This is a genomic window from Stieleria sp. JC731 (assembly GCF_020966635.1).
Classification (GTDB): Bacteria; Planctomycetota; Planctomycetia; order Pirellulales; family Pirellulaceae; genus Stieleria.
The window spans coordinates 1061515-1080509 of sequence record NZ_JAJKFQ010000005.1; the positions used below are offsets into that span (position 1 = coordinate 1061515).

At 53.5% G+C, this 18995-nt stretch carries 15 protein-coding genes; 5 read left to right on the forward strand and 10 right to left on the reverse strand.

Annotated features, from left to right (window positions below; genetic code table 11):
* Window positions 1-275: 275 nt before the first annotated feature.
* Entirely contained in the window at window positions 276-3641 is a 3366-nt protein-coding gene (locus tag LOC67_RS14900) for a DEAD/DEAH box helicase (RefSeq protein WP_230263402.1), read from the forward strand.
* A 25-nt stretch (window positions 3642-3666) separates the two neighbouring features.
* Window positions 3667-4224, forward strand: a complete 558-nt coding sequence (locus tag LOC67_RS14905) for a hypothetical protein (RefSeq protein ID WP_230263403.1) — start codon at window positions 3667-3669, stop codon at window positions 4222-4224.
* Between the two features lie 63 nt (window positions 4225-4287).
* Here LOC67_RS14905 and LOC67_RS14910 read toward each other — a convergent pair whose 3' ends face one another.
* The 4 genes from LOC67_RS14910 to LOC67_RS14925 all read right to left on the reverse strand — a co-directional run bounded on the left by LOC67_RS14910 (window position 4288) and on the right by LOC67_RS14925 (window position 9637).
* Complete coding sequence (locus tag LOC67_RS14910) at window positions 4288-6120, reverse strand: arylsulfatase (RefSeq protein ID WP_230263404.1); 1833 nt, start codon at window positions 6118-6120, stop codon at window positions 4288-4290.
* Window positions 6121-6268: 148 nt separating this feature from the next.
* On the reverse strand, window positions 6269-7171 hold the full coding sequence (locus tag LOC67_RS14915) for an alpha/beta hydrolase (RefSeq protein WP_230263405.1): 903 nt from the start codon (window positions 7169-7171) through the stop codon (window positions 6269-6271).
* Between the two features lie 155 nt (window positions 7172-7326).
* Window positions 7327-8163: a class I SAM-dependent methyltransferase gene (locus LOC67_RS14920; protein WP_230263406.1), complete on the reverse strand. Its 837-nt coding sequence runs from the start codon at window positions 8161-8163 to the stop codon at window positions 7327-7329.
* Window positions 8164-8392: 229 nt separating this feature from the next.
* Complete coding sequence (locus LOC67_RS14925) at window positions 8393-9637, reverse strand: hypothetical protein (RefSeq protein ID WP_230263407.1); 1245 nt, start codon at window positions 9635-9637, stop codon at window positions 8393-8395.
* A 427-nt stretch (window positions 9638-10064) separates the two neighbouring features.
* Between LOC67_RS14925 and LOC67_RS14930 the strand changes: the two genes are divergently transcribed.
* Entirely contained in the window at window positions 10065-11294 is a 1230-nt protein-coding gene (locus tag LOC67_RS14930; protein ID WP_230263408.1) for a pyrophosphate--fructose-6-phosphate 1-phosphotransferase, read from the forward strand.
* A 157-nt stretch (window positions 11295-11451) separates the two neighbouring features.
* Here LOC67_RS14930 and LOC67_RS14935 read toward each other — a convergent pair whose 3' ends face one another.
* From LOC67_RS14935 to LOC67_RS14955, 5 genes are all read right to left on the reverse strand, one after another.
* Window positions 11452-12096, reverse strand: coding sequence for a DUF1080 domain-containing protein (locus tag LOC67_RS14935; protein WP_230263409.1), 645 nt, complete (start codon window positions 12094-12096; stop codon window positions 11452-11454).
* A gap of 127 nt (window positions 12097-12223) precedes the next feature.
* Window positions 12224-12619 (reverse strand): hypothetical protein, encoded by a 396-nt coding sequence (locus tag LOC67_RS14940; protein WP_230263410.1) that lies wholly within the window; start codon window positions 12617-12619, stop codon window positions 12224-12226.
* A 713-nt stretch (window positions 12620-13332) separates the two neighbouring features.
* On the reverse strand, window positions 13333-14190 hold the full coding sequence (gene ilvE / locus LOC67_RS14945; RefSeq protein WP_230263411.1) for a branched-chain-amino-acid transaminase: 858 nt from the start codon (window positions 14188-14190) through the stop codon (window positions 13333-13335).
* Window positions 14191-14301: 111 nt separating this feature from the next.
* Window positions 14302-15159, reverse strand: coding sequence for an SDR family oxidoreductase (locus LOC67_RS14950; protein ID WP_230263412.1), 858 nt, complete (start codon window positions 15157-15159; stop codon window positions 14302-14304).
* Window positions 15156-15617: a 3-hydroxyacyl-ACP dehydratase FabZ family protein gene (locus LOC67_RS14955; protein ID WP_230263413.1), complete on the reverse strand. Its 462-nt coding sequence runs from the start codon at window positions 15615-15617 to the stop codon at window positions 15156-15158. The genes LOC67_RS14950 and LOC67_RS14955 overlap by 4 nt, the downstream gene beginning before the upstream one ends.
* Window positions 15618-15893: 276 nt before the next feature.
* On the opposite strand from LOC67_RS14955, the gene pgsA reads away from it, so the two are divergent.
* Entirely contained in the window at window positions 15894-16562 is a 669-nt protein-coding gene (gene pgsA, locus LOC67_RS14960; RefSeq protein ID WP_230263414.1) for a CDP-diacylglycerol--glycerol-3-phosphate 3-phosphatidyltransferase, read from the forward strand.
* Between the two features lie 4 nt (window positions 16563-16566).
* On the forward strand, window positions 16567-17619 hold the full coding sequence (locus tag LOC67_RS14965) for a CPBP family intramembrane glutamic endopeptidase (protein WP_230263415.1): 1053 nt from the start codon (window positions 16567-16569) through the stop codon (window positions 17617-17619).
* Here the strand turns inward: LOC67_RS14965 and LOC67_RS14970 are convergent.
* A complete protein-coding gene (locus LOC67_RS14970; protein ID WP_230263416.1) occupies window positions 17612-18988 on the reverse strand; it encodes a hypothetical protein in 1377 nt (458 codons plus the stop codon). The genes LOC67_RS14965 and LOC67_RS14970 overlap by 8 nt on opposite strands.
* Between the last annotated feature and the right edge of the window lie 7 nt (window positions 18989-18995).

Genomic DNA, 18995 nt, shown 5'->3' on the forward strand with positions numbered 1-18995 from the left:
TTCACAGCGGACTGGCCCCGCACCCACGTTTGCATGTTCTTTCGTTACGCCTTGTTGGGGTTCGGGAACAAGTTGGGGCTCGGGAAAGTGATCGCTCAGAGAAGGACAACGGATCGACAATGACGAAACACCTAGAAGTTCACTGACAAGTGACGGTAGGGCGATCGATCGGATTTTGTTGTGATGGCAAAATCCGGAAGCAACCGTGTGCGATTGAGCGATTGCAGATTGCCTCAGAAGCTAGACGAACAGGAATTGATTGAAGCATGGATTTGATGACGGAGAACTTGCCTGCGGCGTTCGGATTGCTGTTGGGCGAAGCAGTCTCCAGGCTCGTGGACGATCATCACGAGTCATTGGACAAGCGGGCCGCGATGCTCAAAATTGAACAGCCGAAGTTCTCTCAGAATGACGGCGGGATTTCGTTTGAGTTTCGTTTGCGACCTGATCGAAGCCTTCCCTATGTCGTGCAGCTCGATATCGCCCCCGATTTGGACGACATGGACGAGTCGGACTCACCGATGGATTTGTCCCTTCGGGCCGATGTCAAATGCGAATGCCGTGACTTCCTTCGCACCTTTGAAAAGGTTGGTGAAGGCCGTTGTAGCTGCACCCTTGCTGCCGCTTGGTGGTTGCACGAACAAATCGCACGGCGAAACAGTGAGGAAGTCTTGCTGTTTTTGAGTGACCTTAAAGCTGACAATGTCGCGGCAGGACGAGAAGTCATTACTCAAATCCTGAAACTGACCGACGAGGCTCAGGAAGACGAAACGTCATCGGATTCCCGAGTGCAGTGGCGCGTGCAGATGTCTGGCAACCTGTTGTACGGACCGGTCGCCATCAATCCATTTGTTCAGAAGCTAAAGAAGAACGGGAAAGGTTGGTCACGCGGAAGACAAGCGACATCGTTTGACTTGATTCGACCACAGCCCGGATCTACATCACTGGATTGCCAAGTCGCCGCCTTGGTGTCGCAGGCCAGTGGTGATGTCAATCGTGAATACTACAACTTGTTTCAAGCGATCGATCTGCTTGTCGGACATTCCAACATCGCTTGGGACGACACCAACGGAACGCCGTTGGAAATCATGCGAGGCGAATTAGGCATTTCGCTTCAACCGGTCGAAATCGACTCGTTAGAAGACGACGAGCGAACTGGAGAGATCGTTTCGGAAACGGAGTCGGACCCCAGCCGCAGAAAGACTCTTTATCGAGTCGGCTTTTCCGTTCCGGGAATTGATATTCAGATCGATCAGTGCGAGTTGGTTCTTGGCAATTTGCATCCGGCACAGCCCGTTGTCTTAATCGCCGAAACCAATGGCTCGCGATTGATTTTGGCACGGCTGCGTGACCGTCGGGCCACACGGCTGGTGTCGTATCTATTGCGTAGTGAGCTTTCAGAGATTCTGGTTGATGACGAAACCGCTTCGAAGCTTTCGCTTAAAGCCGGTGCACTCGGTCAATTGGTGCGCATTGACTTGCCAGGCCAGCTTGCCGGACCGATCGAAGACGTCTCCGCCGAATTGGTGATCGAACTGCGTCCGCGTGGTGGGGCGGGTATGTTCGTGCGTTTGGCAATGTTGGATCCACGATTGCACCACACGCTCACACCTGGTGAAGAGCCAGCAACCGTGCCGGCGTTTACCGATGACGGGCCGATCCGTTTGAAGCGAGACGTTGTCGATGAGCGTCGCCGAGCGGCGGACGTCATTAACCGATTCAGCTTGCAGGAACTTGCTCCCGAAGATGCCTATCACTGGGTCGTCCAAAGTGACGAACAGGCACTCGATTTACTTTCCAGGCTCTATGAAGCGGGCGACAACGCACCGCGAATGATTTGGCCAGAAGGCGAAACGATTCGCGTCCGCGGCGAGATCTCTCCATCGGCGCTTCGGGTTCAAATTGACGATTCGAAAGATTGGTTTGGCTTGTCTGGAACCGTGTCTGTTGCAGGACGCGACATCAACCTAGCAGATCTATTGCGCGCCGTGACCCAGCGGCGAGCGTTGGTGCGAGTTGGTGATCGTGAGTTTGCGAAGATCAGCGAATCGTTCCGAAAGCGCTTGGAACAGCTCGGCGATACCTTGGTCGACGATCGCGGAAACTTGCGAGTTGCCGACGCGGCTGTTCCTGTCGTCCAGGATATTTTGGGAACCGATGTTCCGATCGAAGCGGCAGCGCGATGGACACAGACGATCGAAAACCTCGAATCGCTGAAAAATTTCAATCCTGATAAGCCAGACTCGTTGGATGTCGATTACCGCGACTACCAGCATGACGGCTACCGTTGGCTTGCAAGGTTGTCCCGATGGGGCGTTGGTGGCATTCTGGCCGACGATATGGGTCTTGGGAAAACGGTGCAAACGTTGGGCGTACTGGTCGATCGATCCACCGAGGGACCGGCGCTTGTCGTTGCACCAACCAGTGTGGGTGACAACTGGGTGAGGGAAACGCAGCGTTTCGCTCCCGAGCTGAATCCGCTGTTGTATCGCGAATCGAATCGCCAAGAATTGATTCAGGCAGCCGGACCGGGCGACGTTGTCGTTGTCAGTTACCAACTGGTTCAGCGCGACGCCAAGCGCTTTGGTTCTCGCGAGTGGAATACACTCGTGCTCGATGAAGCTCAGTTCATCAAGAACGCGCAAACGAAAACTTCGAGAGCGATTCGTGACTTAAACGCGAATTGGCGAATCGCTCTCTCGGGTACTCCACTGGAGAACCATTTGGGCGAGTTGTGGAGTTTGATGCGAACGATTAGTCCTGGCTTGCTGGGCTCATGGGACCGTTTCCGGAATCGTTTCGCCGATCCGATCGAACGTCATAAAGACCAAGAACGACGTGAGTCGTTGGCCAGTTTGGTGCGTCCATTCATCCTTCGGCGAACCAAAGAAAACGTATTGAAGGAACTTCCGCCACGAACCGAAATCACTTTGCGTGCACAGCTTAGTGGTGAAGAACGTCAGCGGTACGACGATGCCAGGGTCGCAGCGTTGGCAGAACTGTCCGGTTCGGCAACGGAGAAGCCGGGCGAACATCGCATGCGTACTTTGGCGTGGCTGACAAAGCTCCGTCAACTCTCTTGTCACCCTCGATTGGTCGATCGACTTTGGGACAAAGGGTCAGCGAAACTGGACCTGTTGGCAACGTTGATTGATGAGCTTCGTGACGGTGAGCACCGGGCGTTGATCTTCAGTCAATTTGTGAAGCACCTTTCGTTGGTTCGAGAGTTACTTGATCAGCGCGGGATCAAGTATCAGTACCTTGATGGCGCGACGCCTGCCAAAGAACGCGCACGTCGCGTCGATGCTTTTCAAGACGGCGAAGGCGAATTGTTTTTGATTTCTTTGAAAGCCGGCGGAACCGGGTTGAACTTAACTGCGGCTGACTACGTCATACACTTAGATCCTTGGTGGAATCCAGCGGTTGAAGACCAAGCGACTGACCGTGCGCACCGCATCGGACAAGAAAGGCCGGTGACGGTCTATCGGCTAGTTGCCGCCGGTACGATCGAAGAGCAAATCTTGGAAATGCATGCGGATAAACGCGAGTTGGTTGCAGGCGTTTTGGATGGCACCGATCGGGCGGCAAAGATGGATACCGAAGATCTGATTCGTCTGATTAAGATCGGCGACGCGACTTAGTGCCCATTCTATTGGATGTGATCCGATGCTGACGATATTGGCGGAGCAACCTTGGTTGATCTCGATGATGGTTGCCATCATCGTTGTCGGACTGTTTTTCGGTTGGACTAGCACTGGCGAAAAGCGATTGGGAATTGCCGCCATTCTGTCTGCTTTGCTGATTCCACTCGCGTTTCTGTATGCCAGTTGGGTTGAAACGGATCGTGAGACAATCTTGCGGGTCATTGATGAAACAGCAACCGCAGCGGAGTTAAACGACCACGAGTCCGTTGTCGCGATCATCGGCGATCGCAATGTACGACAACGTGCATTGAATGAACTTCCCAACTACCAATTCGAACGAGTTCGGGTCGGCAACATCAAGATACAAATGGTCGAAGGAAGTGTCCCACCGGAAGCGACTGTCGACCTTGATGCGACGGTTCGTGGTGGGCTTGCCAGTGGCGCTGTTCAGGGAATGACCATTCCGCGTCGCGTGATTCTTACCATGCAGAAACAGCCCGACGGACAATGGATGGTGACAGACTACACACACTTGTCACTGATGGGCGAAGCAGATGGCTTCACCCCAAACCGTCTTTAGCGATCAAAGCCAAATCGCAAACGAATCGCATCAATCGCAACTCGTTCGCACATTTTTGTTTCGCTACATCTTTTCGACGTAGACAAAGTAGGCACCAAAGACTTCTTTTTCCGACGTCTCAAACGAAGCCCACATCTTTGTGGTCTCTGGTGTTAGGTCCAACTCCAAAACAACTTCGCTTTCGTTGTCACTGACGGGTGCTGATTTTGATTGGTCACCGATGACCAATGTTGCTTTGACAGGCGAAATAGCTTTTCCTGGAGTTTCGCGGAATGCCCGGTCGCCAGGGACAGGGTCTCCAGCGGGAAGCGGTTGTGATAAAGGTCCATCGACTTCGTTTGGCCAGCGACGCAATCGAAACCGATATCGGCCGGCTTCGGTGATGCGAACATTCCAAAATCCGGTATTTGCGTCACCGTTCATCGCGGCACGGACTTGAGCCTGATTCCATGGAGTCATTCGTGTGGTGATCCAGTCGTGGCTCGTTAGACGCGCGGGATTGTCAGCCGGATGCCCCAGGTCGATTGCGGTCGATTGGGCAAAGGTCGGTTCCAGTTCCGTCCACCACTTTTCATAGAACGATCGCATCTCAGTGACGACTTCGGGATGTTTGTCAGCAACGTTCTTTTTCTGACCGGGATCAACATCCATATCAAACAGTTCCTTGCCGTTGCAAAGACGCCAGCGATCCGACATCACCGCAGAGCTTTTCCATTTGATCGGATCTTTGACTCGCTGCGAGTCGGTGACCAAGTATCGATGCGGCCAATCTTTGACTCGGTCGAAGATCAACGCGGAAATATCAACTCCGTCAAACTTGATGTTATTCGGTGATTCGACGCGGCACATCGAAATCAGCGTCGGCATTACATCGACGTAGCTCGTGATCGTTTCAACATCTCGGCCGTCGGTCAGGCCGGCTTCAGGCCAGCGGATGAAAAATGGGACACGATGGCCGCCGTCATAGTGGCTGCCTTTCTTGCCCCGCATACCCGCGTTGAAAACACGATCACCCGATGATGTTCCGTTGTCGGTTGTATAGATAAAGATCGTGTTGTCGGCGACTTCTAGTTCGTCAAGCAGTTCGCGAAGCTTTCCGACATTCTCATCGATGTTGGCGATCATTCCGTAGAAATTGGCCAGGTGCTTGCCCTGGTCTTCATACGGTTTGCTGTATTCGACTGGTGCATGCATCGGCCCGTGCGGTGCATTCGTCGCCACATAGGCAAGGAATGGCTTGTCAGCGGCAACTGACCGGCGGACGAAGTTCTTCGCATAGTCAAAGAAGACGTCAGTGCAGTAGCCATCAACCGGTGTAATCTTGCTGTTGTGCCAGTATGCACCGTCGAAGTAGGCGTTATCCCAAAAGTCGGGCGTCTGGCCGACGCCACCACCACCGTGACGCATGACTTCCGTGAACCCGCGGTCTTCCGGACGATAGGGATGGTTGTCACCGAGGTGCCACTTCCCGAACATTCCCGTCTCGTATCCCGCATCGGAAAACACCTTGCCGAGCGTGACTTCGTTTTCTCGAAGCATCGATCGACCCATGATCGTATGCCACACGCCGGTTCGATTGGTCCAATGACCGGTCAGGAACGCCGCCCTTGTCGGAGAGCATGTCGGTGCGACGTGGTAGTCTGTCAGCCGTACCGATTCGGCATACAGTCTGTCCAGTTGTGGCGTCTTGATGATGGGATTTCCGTGGCATGACAGATCGCCATAGCCTTGGTCATCTGTCATGACGATCACAACATTAGGACGCGACGTCGGCTCGGCAATTGCGGTTGTTCCGAATGCCAACAACAGAAACACCGAAAACAATTTTCGCCAAAGATTGGTCGGTTCTATTGGCGTGGTGTTTGGAATACCAAGAGGGTTCTTGCTGCGTTGCATGATAGACCTGTTGCCTTCGTCAAACAGAGGTGCGGGCGGCGCGTGGACACACTGCAATCAGTCGCCATTGTTCATCGCAGCAATTGCTGGCCGAGAACGGCGACTGAACTAGTTCGATAAAAATCAAAGCCGTGAACGGGCTGTCGGATTAGAAACCGCGGTCGTTCAGGAACGATTTCAATAGCGGAAGCCAAGCATCTTTTTCTGCACCCGTATCGCGTCCGCCAAATCCGTGACCGCCGGTAGAGAACACATGCAGTGACGATGGAATGTTGTTGGCTTTCAATTCTTTGAACAGTCCGACGCTGCCCAGTGGAGTCAAAGGGTCATCAAAAGCGTGTGCGAAAAAGAACGGGGGCGTATCTTTGGTGACCACCAAGTCTTCGTTCATTTCAATCGAATTGCGATCTTTCGTCAGATACGCTGGATAGATCAACGCGGCAAAGTCAGGGCGTAGTGAGGCTTTGTCGTGTTCGTCTTGTTCTTCATACAAACGTTTCGTTTCCAGCGTCCCGCGGACAACGGTGTGTCCTCCTGCGGAGAATCCTAGGACGCCAATGTTTTCAGTTGGCAGTGATTCAATCGCGCCGGATCGCACAAGAGAGACGCTGCGCTGCAAATCTTGAGCGGGCGGTAACCATTTCGTTTCTTCGCTGTTGGTCGGGACGCGGTATTTCAGAACTGCTGCGCTGATACCGTTGCTTTGAAGCCAAGCAGCAATCTCGGTGCCTTCAAGATCCCACGCCAAGATGCTGAATCCACCGCCAGGGCAAATCACTACGGTTGTTTTCGAATCTTTCGCAGGGAAAACATGTAGCTGCGGAGTGGCGACGTTGCCCAGGCGAATGACGTACTTGTCCGCTACCGTTCGCCCGTCCGGTTTTGTCTGGTCAGCTTCGGGAGCTGTTGGTGCGTTCCAAGCAGGCGGATCGTTCGGCCAAACGTTGACCACCGAATCCGCTTTTGGTGACTCTGCCGAAACGTTTGAAGCGAGCGGGATTGCTACAAACGCCGCGATGGCAAGCACAGGGAACCAATAAGACTGAGTCATCAGATCGGAGCTCGTCGATGTGGGAGGGCAAGGAGAAGGAAGGTGATCCGTGGATCAACCCCGATTATACCCAAGTCGACGCTACGATGATGGTGGCACGGCAGCTACATTGCTGCCGGTGTTAATTCATCACTGGCGGTATTAAAAGTCGGACCCTATTTGTGAAGCGATTCTAAGACTTCATCGGTCGGTTTTGGATCGATCGCTTCAAGTGGGCTGTCGTCGCGTGCAAAGAACATTAAATGCTGCCAGGGCAGACCGTTGTATTCGCGAACCAGTTTCAATCCGTTCGCTTGGTACTCTTTCATGATCTGCTGCTTTGACATTTTGTGCAGCGGCTTGATCGGAACGTTTGGATCTTCCTCGCGATATTCGAGCAGCGCAACGACACCCTTCGGCTTAAGGCTGCGACGAATTTCCCAAAGCATCGATTGCGGATGAGAAAACTCGTGATAGACGTCAACCATTAACAGAAGGTCGATCGCGTTTTCTGGCAATCGTGGGTCATCGATTTTTCCTAGCGTCGGGCGAATGTTTTGTAGGTCAAACTTTGACGCGCGCAGATCCAGTTTCTGCAACATCTCTCTTTGGATGTCGACAGCATAAACGGTTCCTTCGGGGCCGACATCGCGGGCCATCGGCAGAGTCCAATATCCGTTCCCGCAGCCAAGGTCGCACACATCCATTCCCGGTTCCAGTCGCAGTTCTTTGAAGGACTCCGAGGTGTTTTCTTCTTCATCTCGTTCGCGACGGACCAACCAGGGAGCTCCAAGGTGACTCATCGGTTGAGCGAGGACGCGTCCGAGGTAGCTTTTACGTTTCTTTTCGCGTGGCTTTCCCGGCTTTGCTTCCGAGGTGTCGCTTTGGGGGATCGTTTCGGCATTTGACTCATCGACCGCTGTGGTGGCTTCATCCTGACTTGTATCTGCTTGCGCGATCGTCGTTGATGGTAGCGTCACGATACAGACGATGGCGACGAATGCGAGCTTCATCGGTTGGAAGAGCGAGCCGATGCGTGTCGTGTGGATACTTCGGGATCGAAGAATTGACCTGACAAGAATTGAACGCACGGAGAGCATTAAGTTCATCGATGGAGCCATCGTCTGGGAGAGCGGTGAACGCGCCGGGGCAAATGTCGGTTTCTCGATCGATATTCTAGCAAGCATGCCTGCCGTTCGCGGGAAACCAAAACCGGGCGTCCGTATCAACGGCTTTTCGTTGCTAGAACGCCTTGGTCTCTTTCAAGATCGTTTGAATGTCACGGCGAGTCTCCGAGGATAGATGGTCGAATTTTGGTCGCTGATCAGCACCTGACAACACGCCATCGAGTTTGCGAAGGACCTCGGATAATAGCGGTGCTTCCAGGCGTTTGAATTGCTCGGAGTAGATCACGTAGCTACATGGAAAGCGAAACATGCGCGACTGAAGATCAAATTCACGCAGCGACCGGCCTTGCGAATCAAACGGTCCGCGTTTTGAAAATTCGTCGGCAAATTGATTCGATGAAACAATAGGTGATGTCAGTTTTGTTTCATCGCAAAACAGAAGGTACTCCAAGATCTCTTCAGCACTTTGGTCCAAGATGGCTCGGTAAGCTTCGTCGTCAATCTTGCCTTCGTCCTGCTGGAAAGCCGCGCGTCGAACAGCGTAGTCGGCTCTAGTTAAGCGATTGTGCATTTCCACTTGGTGCTCAAGAACCATCAAGGCAACGATGTCACTGTGTGGTGTGGGCCAATCGGCTGTTCGGATCACACCATCAAGAGAATTGAATTGATGTGGATCCATCGGGACCAGGGTTTCGCCTTCAAGAAAAGCGTTTCCCATGTGTTCTGCCTGGCCAGAGTTTCCTGTGACGTACCATCCGCCCCAGCGTTCAGACAATGGGCTCGTGTGGTCGGTCTTGTACTCCGCAAGCAACAAGTTGACTTGGCCGGTCTCTCGTGCCATCACACTGGTAATCGTGTGCATCGGCACTTTACCACTGTCAGTCGTCTTTTCGTGGCAGACGAGGCAGCGGTGATGTTCGCGACGAACCGATGCGCCGCGCGGACTCATTTGCACTGAATAGAACACGGCGCCAAGCTTGGGATCAGCGGTCGCGACCTCCATCAACGAACTGCCGCGAATCCATCCAACGTAAACGTCATCGTTGAAGTAAAAAGCGCGAGGGTTTTGAGGGGAGATACGTCCCGATTGCAGGCTCGTTTTGGAGAATACCAATGACTGCGAAGAAACTGGGATCTCAAGTTCTTTGAGGATCGATCGCAGGTATCCCGTACCGTTTTCGTACTGCAATCGCGTTTCACCCGAAGCGATCTGGGAGGCAAGTTTTTCGATCGGGTTATCTGCATCGGTTTGCCGGTAGTTGATCGGCGACTCATCCAGTCGTCGCTGGGCGTAGGTTTGATGCGTATGTGCGATTGCGACAGCGAAGATGACGGTGATGGAAACGATCGCGCGTTGCATGCAGATGTCTTAAGGGGGGAGATGCGGTAGCCGGGGCCGATCGGGTGTGCATCTTCGGATTTCAGGCCATTAGATGCACTCGCTCAACAGTAAGGCAGATGCGTGGTTGAACAGAATTAGTTTAACGTCCTTTCAACTTCTCTGTGCTGTGAAGTGCATCGTCATACGAATGCGATTCGCCTGCCGGGTTGCTACCGATCGATCTGTTCGGCGTGCTTGGAGCCCCTAGGAGTGACTGTGTGTGAATCGCCGCAATCGGTCGGTAGGGACGGGTTAGACGCCCTCATGCCATCTTCAACGGCTAGATCCTTACGAAATTGGATTGATCCGATATTTTAGTGGTCTCCGTGGCTCCCGGTGAGAGCTTCGTGCGGGCATCTGAAACGCATTGTATTCCCCTAACGGACACCCAACAGGAATTGGAACTATGGCAGTGAAACGTGTCGGAATCTTGACCGCTGGGGGCCTGGCACCCTGCTTGTCGTCGGCGATTGGTTCATTAATCGAAAACTACACCAAGCTTGCACCCGAAGTCGAAATCATCTGCTATCGCAGTGGCTACAAAGGCCTGTTGTTGGGCGATAGCTTTGTTGTCACGCCAGAGATTCGTGAAAAGGCTGCGATCCTTCATAAGCACGGTGGCAGCCCGATTGGCAATAGCCGAGTCAAACTGACAAACGTCGCCGATTGCGTCAAACGTGGGTTGGTTCAGGACGGACAGAACCCGCTTCATGTTGCGGCCGAGCAATTGACCAAAGACAAAGTCGACGTGCTTCACACGATCGGTGGCGACGACACGAATACGACCGCTGCTGATTTGGCTGCGTTCTTGGCAGAGAATGACTACGACCTGACCGTTGTCGGTTTGCCGAAGACGATCGACAACGATGTGATCCCGATCAAGCAAAGCTTGGGTGCGTGGACAGCGGCAGAGCAGGGTGCGTTGTTCTTTGAAAATATCGTTGCTGAGCACAATGCGAATCCTCGCATGTTGATCATCCACGAAGTCATGGGACGGAACTGTGGATGGCTGACCGCAGCGACCGCAGTTGAGTATCGCAAGCGACTTGACCAGATGAGCTTCCTACCCGAAGCCGGGCTCAGTCGAGAACGAAAAGAAGTACACGGGGTGTTCATCCCCGAGATGCACTTCGACATGAAAAAAGAAGCGGACCGCTTGCGTCAAATCATGGACGAAAACGACTGCGTCAACATTTTCATCAGTGAAGGTGCTGGTGTGACGACGATTGTCGAAGAGATGAAGGCACGTGGTGAAGACGTTCCCACAGACGCATTCGGCCACGTCAAACTTGACGCCGTGAATCCAGGGAAATGGTTCGGCAAGCAGTTCGCCGAGATGCTCGGTGCCGAAAAAACACTGGTCCAAAAGAGCGGCTACTTCAGTCGTGCCGCGGCTGCCAATGACGCCGATATCGAGTTGATCGGTAAGTGTGCTGAGAAAGGCGTGCAGTGTGCCTTGGTCGGCGACGGTGGTGTGATCGGACAAGACGAAGAGCGTGGTGACGAACTTCGTGCGATCGAATTTGAACGCATCAAAGGCGGAAAGCCATTCGACATCGATACGCCATGGTTCGGCGAACTTCTCGATGCGATCAATCAGCCCAAGGGCGAAAGCGTCGCAACCGAGCACGCGTAACCAACCGGTTCTAGTGGATCCATTAAAAAACGTCGCGTGGAGCTTTATTCCACGCGACGTGTTGTTTTGCCGATTGCTTTGGGGGCTGTAGTATCGTCCTCAGCCAAGCCTGTTACCAGCGAAGCTCATTGTCGGCCACGCCGATGAGCCATCACGATTACAAAGGCTTGACTTCCAGGTTGCGGAAGTAAACCTTGCTCTTCGGATCATGGGCTTGCAAAGCGATGGTGCCTTCGTTCAGTCGACGCTCGAAGTCTCGACTGAACGCTTCTTTGTCGGCAGGCTCCGTATAGTCAACCATGGTCTTGCCGTTGACTTTCAACTGGATGTGATGGCCCTTCACGATGATCTCTTGGGTGTACCATTCGTTGTCCTTCACGCCTGGATCGGCAACGTTTTCGACCGCATAGAGGCTGCTGGTTTTCTTTGGGTCTGTATGCGACACATTGACTTGGCATTCGTACCCATACTTAGGCCATCCGGTCGCCTGGTACTTCGTGTGGAAGTAAATGCCAGCGTTGCTACCTGGCGTCGTTTTCACTTCGCAGCGGAAGTGGAAATCTTTCATTGGCTGCAGAGGTCCTTCGTAGAACACATGGCAGCGTTCCCCATCACAAACCAGCATGCCGTCTTCAACGTGCCATGCTTTTTGGTTCTCCTCGGCTAGCTTCCAATTGTCTAGCGTCTTTCCGTCAAAGATTTTGACAAAGCCATCTTCGCTAGGTTCTTCGGCGCGAAGTGTCTGTGGTGCCAGCGAAGCGACCAGCCCAAGCAGTAGGGCGATGTAATGAGTCTTTTGCATTTGGTTGGTGTGGGGAGTTGGGGGAGGAGGTGGGATTAATGTCCGCAGAATTATTGCAATAAAAAACGCCTGCCGCACGCGATGGTGCAGGCAAGCGTTTAAAGTTTTATCAAAAGCGGCTGACGGATCAGTCTTTGCCGTGGTCGGTCGCAGGAACCTTGCCCGCTTTGATCTTGTCGCCGAAGGTGTCGCCGTCTTTGCTCTTTTCCTTGGCGGCTTCTACCAAGCCAGCGAAGATCTTCGTGCGAGCTTCTTCTGGATTGTCTTTGACCCAGTCTTTCGGAAAGTCTTCCGCTTTCAGGTACTTGTGAACGGCTTTGCCGTATTCATTGCGGACGTCTTTCTTTTCACCGCTAACGTGGCAGATGTAGCAGCCGTGCTTTCGAGCTGTCTTCTTGAGATCCGCGTTGACGTCGTCGCCTTCGAGGTACTTGGCTTTCCACATCTTATTGAAATCTGAGGTGGCAAACGCCGGTGCACCCATCAGGGCCACACAACCAAAAAGAATCGCAAACCGTTTCATGCATCGTCTCCAAGGGATCTAAAACTGACGGATGGTCTGCCTGAATTAATGCAGGCGACATTGCCGGGACCGAGGCAACATTCCGTCTTGCCCAAGAAAGTGGGGCAAATGGGTGGGATAGCTCGATAGCGGCCGAAATCGACCGCTTACTAGTATTAACGCTCAAATGGGCCCAAAAGTCAAATCGGGGATGACGAAAAAAGGCACCGCGCATGCGAGACGACCTGGATTTTCTGCCCCACGGAAACTGTCGCTCGCACAGCTTCGCTTGAGAAAATCCAGGCCGCTCGACTTACCTATGCAACTGAATCCACTGACAAGGCCTGCCCCACGCACTCCTGATCAGCATCCGTTGCACAAACGGTCATCGGTCGGTGCGGGGGATCCGATTCAGCACGGACACTTCAATTGAGGGGCAACCGCCATCGAATCGATGACGGAATGATCATCTCCCGTCGGAAGAATGCGGCATCAATGTAATGACGCCTGATTTGCCCTTCTGCTGGGCGGGGCGACGCGAGAGCCGTGTTTTTTAGAGGGCTGCGTTCACACTGAAGGGATGTCTTCCCTCCACCAAACGTTTGGCGGGGTGCTTCCAGCTCATCGGGGTGTGTGAAGCACCCCGTTGCCCATCTGGTGATTGGCCTGGCCGGGGGCCTGGCGAGGAACGATGTGCAGACGAGAAGGCTTTAGAAGCACTCGGCAGAATGAACTTACTTGCGCACGAGTTCTCGAAACGCTTGGTTTAGCTGTTGTGTGATCGGACCGACTTTTCCGTCGCCGATCTCTCGGCCGTCCAGCTTGACTGCGGGGATGACCTCAGCCGCGCTTCCTGTCAGGAAACATTCATCGGCGATGTAGATATCGTGGCGAGTCATCGGCAATTCTGTTGTTGGGATACCCGCCTCGATAGCGAGTTCGAGGACGGCGTTTCGCGTGATGCCTTCGAGGATGCCGGCTTCGATAGGTGGCGTGTTCAGTTTGCCATTCTTGATGATGAAGATATTGTCGCCGGTGCATTCGGCAACTTCGCCCTTGTGGTTCAACATCAGCGCTTCGATGCAGCCAGCTTTCAAGCCTTCCATCTTGGCAAGGATGTTATTCAAGTAGTTCAGCGACTTGATTCGTGGGCTGAGTGCGGCAGGGTGGTTGCGGATCGTCGACGCCGTGACCAATTCCAAACCATTTTGGTAATAGGTTTCGGGATACAGGGTGATGCTGTCGGCGATGATGATCAGCTGCGGGTTGGAGCACTTGAAGGGGTCCAGTCCCAATGGTCCTGATCCGCGAGTCACGATCAGGCGAATGTAGCCATCTTCGATCGCGTTCTTTGCGACTGTTTCGTTGGTGTCCGCGGCAAGCTTGTCGAGATCGATAGGCAGCGACAAACCGATTGCACGTGCTGATTCATCGAGACGCACCAAGTGTTCTTTGAGTCGAAAGACTTTGCCGCTGTAGATGCGCATGCCTTCGAACACGCCATCGCCATAAAGTAGGCCATGGTCATAGACACTTACTTTGGCATCTTCGGGAGCAAAGAATTCACCGTTGATATAGATCTGTCGACTCATGATCGTCGTGGCAATGGGTTTCGAGGCAGTGGGCGTTGATTTGAAGTATCGACACGTGTTGCGAGGTGTCGAGTTAGCGCTTGGCTAGGAGCCAAATTTGGAACGGGTTGGCTAGGAGCCAAATTCGGCGTTGGTCACGGCCGAGACGACCGAGGCGTCAAAATAATTGATCGCCATTCCTGCGTCGACAACGATCGATTGAGCGGTAATGCCGCTGCTACGAGGCGAAATCAGGAAAGTGGCGGTGGAAGCGACTTCGTCGGTTTGTAGCGCTTTTCCGCGTGGGATGACCTGTTCGGCGAACAGGTATGAATCGACGTAACCGGGGATTCCCGCCGACGCACTGGTTTTCAGCAAGCCCGCCGCGACCGCATTGAATCGCACGTTGCTAAATCGACTGAAGGACTTTGTTAAAAATGCCAGCGACGATTCCAAGGCTGCTTTGATTGGCGCCATGAAACCATAGCTTTCACTCGCCATTCGAGTCGTGCTTATGCCAATCGTGACAACCGAAGCATCGTCCGTGAAGCGATCCTTCAGGGCGTTGCAAAGGTTGATCAATGAGAAGGCTGAGATGTCCACGGCTTGCAGAAACTGTTGCTTGGTCGTTTCATGAAATGGTCGGATGCCTTCGGGGTAGTCCGCAAATGCGATCGAGTGCACCATGCCCGCCAATTGGACTCCGTCTTCTGCAAGCTGGTTCGCGAGTTGTTCAATTTGATCTTGAAACTCGACATCACAAATTCGCACATCGCGATCTTTGAGCAGCTTTGCGGTGCTTTCCAGACGACTTTGACTGCGGACGACGTAAATGACTTTCGCCCCGGCCTGTTCGAGTTGCTTGGCGATCGCATAGGCGACACTTTTGCGGTTGGCGACACCCAGGACCAAGATCGACTTGCCGGCAAGCTGCAGGAAGTCGAATGCCGGGAAGTTGGGCATGGCATCTTGCGATTCAAGCTGACTCATGACGCGTCTCCTTGGGCATTTCCGCTTGAGCCTTCGACTTCGGTCACGCTGCAAGCGAAATCAAGCCTCATCGCAAGCTTTCCGGCCAGCATGACTTTGCCGGTCAGGAAGTAAGCATTGGAAACCTGTTCTTTGAGAGTGACATGGATTTCCACGCTGTCCCCAGGACGGACGATGCGTTTGAATTTGACACTGTCCATGCGGGTCGCGACGGGCAACAGGTTGCCGGATCCGGACATGAACTTTTCCAGCAGCACCGCGCCAGCCTGCAGACAACATTCGCATTGAATGACGCCCGGGACGACAGGATTGCCGGGGAAGTGTCCTTGGACGAAGAACTCTTCTGCAGAGAATGTCTTTTTGCAGACGATCGACGACTCGTCACGCTGCAAAACTTCGTCCAGCAGCAGCATGTGCGAGCGATGAGGAATCGCTGCCTCGATTTCTTGTTTACTCATCCGGATAATTGAAATGTTTCCTGGGGCCGCGCCAAGCGGGCAGCGAATTGCTGACGACGTTGTGCACACGGGGCTCCGTTGTGCCGCTTGTCGTATTTGAAACCAGCCACAGATGCCGGTGTAGGCGGTTGACGCCCTCGAATCGTGATTGTGCCCCGTTCGTGGTATTTTGTGGGCTGTGTCAGTGGACCGATCCATCGAATCCGAAGAAAGCCGGGGCTGACGGGCCCTTTCCCGAGTAGCTTCTTGGGATCATGATGAATAGGGAAACAAGACATGAATCAACCGAACCATGCCCCGCTCCGCAGGGTGTCACTCGAACCACAAACATCGTTTAAGTTGGCCGAGACGAATTCTCCTGTATCGCGATCGATTTACAACGTCCCAAACATGCTGACCAGCATCCGTTTCGGGCTTGCGATTGCGGTGATGACACTGATCCCATTTGGGCAATATTTCGCCGCCATGGTGGTATTTATTGTCGCCGCCTCCACCGATTGGATGGACGGATACTGGGCACGTAAGTATGGCCAAGTGACGAAGTTCGGTCGGATCTTTGATCCGTTTGTCGACAAGATCATCATTTGCGGCTCGTTTATCGCGCTCGTCGGTGCGGTCGGATCACCGATTGTCTCGTGGATGGCGACGGTCGTCGTCGGACGTGAGCTTCTTGTGACAAGCTTACGTGGGATGATCGAAGGCAGCGGCAAAGACTTCTCGGCCAGCCAGCTGGGGAAATGGAAAATGGTCCTTCAGTGTGCTGCCGTTGTCGCGGCACTGTTGTTTCTGCAGTCCAATACACCCGCGCAGGCACCCGCACAATGGTTGCAGTTGACCACTCAGGTGCTCGTCTGGTCTGCGATCGCTCTTACCGTCTATTCGGGTTACGACTACACCGTCATCGCCGCTCGTTTAATGCAGGACGAGCCGGACGAGGTGAAGTAGCGGAATGGAAAGCGTTGGAGTGTTCGACGAGCAATTCTTTCGTGTCGGCTATTTCGCGATTACCGGAGTCGTAATTGGATCCGTGATCGCAGGAAGTCTTCTGTGGATCGCATGGCTTGCGAGATTTCGCCCAAGGAATCTTTGTGGTGACAAGTCGCCTTTTCTTGTCACGCGATTGCCCCAGTCGGTCCAACGCTGGTCTGTGGCAGATTTCTTTGTCATGTTGGGCATGATCATTGTCATCCAGTCGATCATGAACCCGGCAGCAAAACCTGTCGATCCGTCCGCCGAAACGACATCGCAGATCGTTGCTTCGGAAACAGAGTCCGACGGAAGCACGGTGACTGTTCCTGCGGAAGCGAATTCTGAGTCACCTCAGGAAACCGGAAATCAGGATATTGGCAGCCAGGACGGTGATGCTCCGGCGACACAACCGGTTGACTTGACCAGACGCGTCGCCAGCCAAATGGTGGCCAACGCGGGCTCGTTCGCGATGATGTTGTTTTTCTTATTTACGGCGAGAGATGCGACACCGAAAAGTCTTTCGTTGGTCCCGCACGAATCCGATTTTCGACGCGGTTTGGTTGCCACGGTTTGGATTCTTGCCCCGGTGTTAATCATCAACATCGTTGTTTCTCAGTTGGTCCCCTACAAACACTCTGTAACGGACTTGCTAGCGGAAAGGAACAACGTCGAAACCTTTTTCGCGTTGTTGATTTCTGCGGCCTTCGTGACCCCGATTGTGGAAGAGTTTTGGGTGCGTCTGCTGCTTCAGGGCGGGCTGCAAAAGCTGATGAAAGATACTTCGTGGAAGGATTCACACCCGGCATGGAGCTATTCTTCGGTGGTACCTGTATTGGTCTCCAGTACCGTTTTCGCTGTGATGCACCGTGGCCAAGGCGCAGCACCGATTCCACTATTCTTTTTCGCGATGGGATTGGGGATTGTCTATCAGCGCACCGGTCGGCTTTGGATTGTGATCGTGGTCCATATGCTTTTGAACGGCGCGACCATCTGCAGCGAATTCTTGCGGATCAATTCAGGGCTTATCAGCTAGACGCTTCGGTTGGCCGCGTCGGTGTTCTGGCGAACATGAATGATGTGGCCAAGCCTGGCAATAAAATCGCTGCCGCATCGGCAAATCGGCCGATCGGAGGGCTGGTCAAAATGATGAAGCCGACTTTGAATGCGAAGTAGCTGATCGCAATCATGGCGAATCCATACCAGCCATCGGAAATCACGAATTGACCGACGGATTGACCGCTAGCAGCGATCCAAATCAGCCAACCACACACACCTACAATCCCTATCAGGAACAATGGATGCATCGCGACATTGGCCATTGAACCCCAGACGGCCCGCCGACCTGCCAATGCGATCCACTTCAAGTATGAGATCGGTGACGATCGCAGAATCACTCGGTTAAAGTTCCCGATCAACCGATGCGTTTGAATTCGTGCGTCCACGTCAGTCGATTCGACGGGGATGCTCGCTTGGACACGTTTAGCAGCCGGCCAGATTACTCCGTAGTTGATTTGGCCCCACTGTGTTTCGAGAGTCAAAGTCGGGATCGTTTTTAGTTCCGACGTTGGTAAAACAAAGTCCCGACTTTCTAGATCGCTGGCAATCTCTGCTAACAACTCTGCCGTGCGTGGCTCGGCTTCGGCTGATAGCGATCGCATGTCGTCTGGCGTGACCAATTGAGCCAAAACAGCTGACAGGTTTTGATGACCAAAAGGAAGGATGGCAAAGTCGTTGACGAACACCAGACGTGTTAGCATCCAGCAGAGTACCGCAGCACCAACGCAAATCGAAATCAGTCCACCGCGAAAACGATGGCTTGGAAGTTTAAGGTCTCGTTCGCGATCGCCACGGTGTAGCAGCCAACCTGCAACGGCGATCCAGGGTATGAGGAAAAGATAAGCCGGCCGGGCAAAGATGCATAAAATGGCGGCTGCAATACAGCCTACCGCACTGGAAGTGGTCCCCGAGCGATAGGTGCGTAACAAAAAGGCAACGACCAAGACTGCCATCGATGCCGCAGGAGCATCGGTGCTGATGGTGTTGATGTTGTCATTGAAGGTGCATCCCAACAGCACCGTAATCGCCACCGACATGGACGATTTCACCGAAAGGCCGCGAGCGATCAGTTCGTCACCAAGAAAGGCACTGGCCAAGGTGTGAAGGACCAGTTGCAAGAACGGGACCGCTGCCAATCCTACACTGAGGCTGACGACTTTTAGAAAGAGCGGATAGACCGGCGGTCGGATCGACAGCAACGATTCGGCCAGGGAATCAAACGGATAGTTGATGTAGCTGGGCGAATCGTTGACAAGGTGAACTTGCAGCCGCCCGGTCATCGCTGCCCATACCATTGCCAAACCAAAGTAGGCGATCAATCGAACGATGGCGGCGCGGTTGGGCATGGTTGTG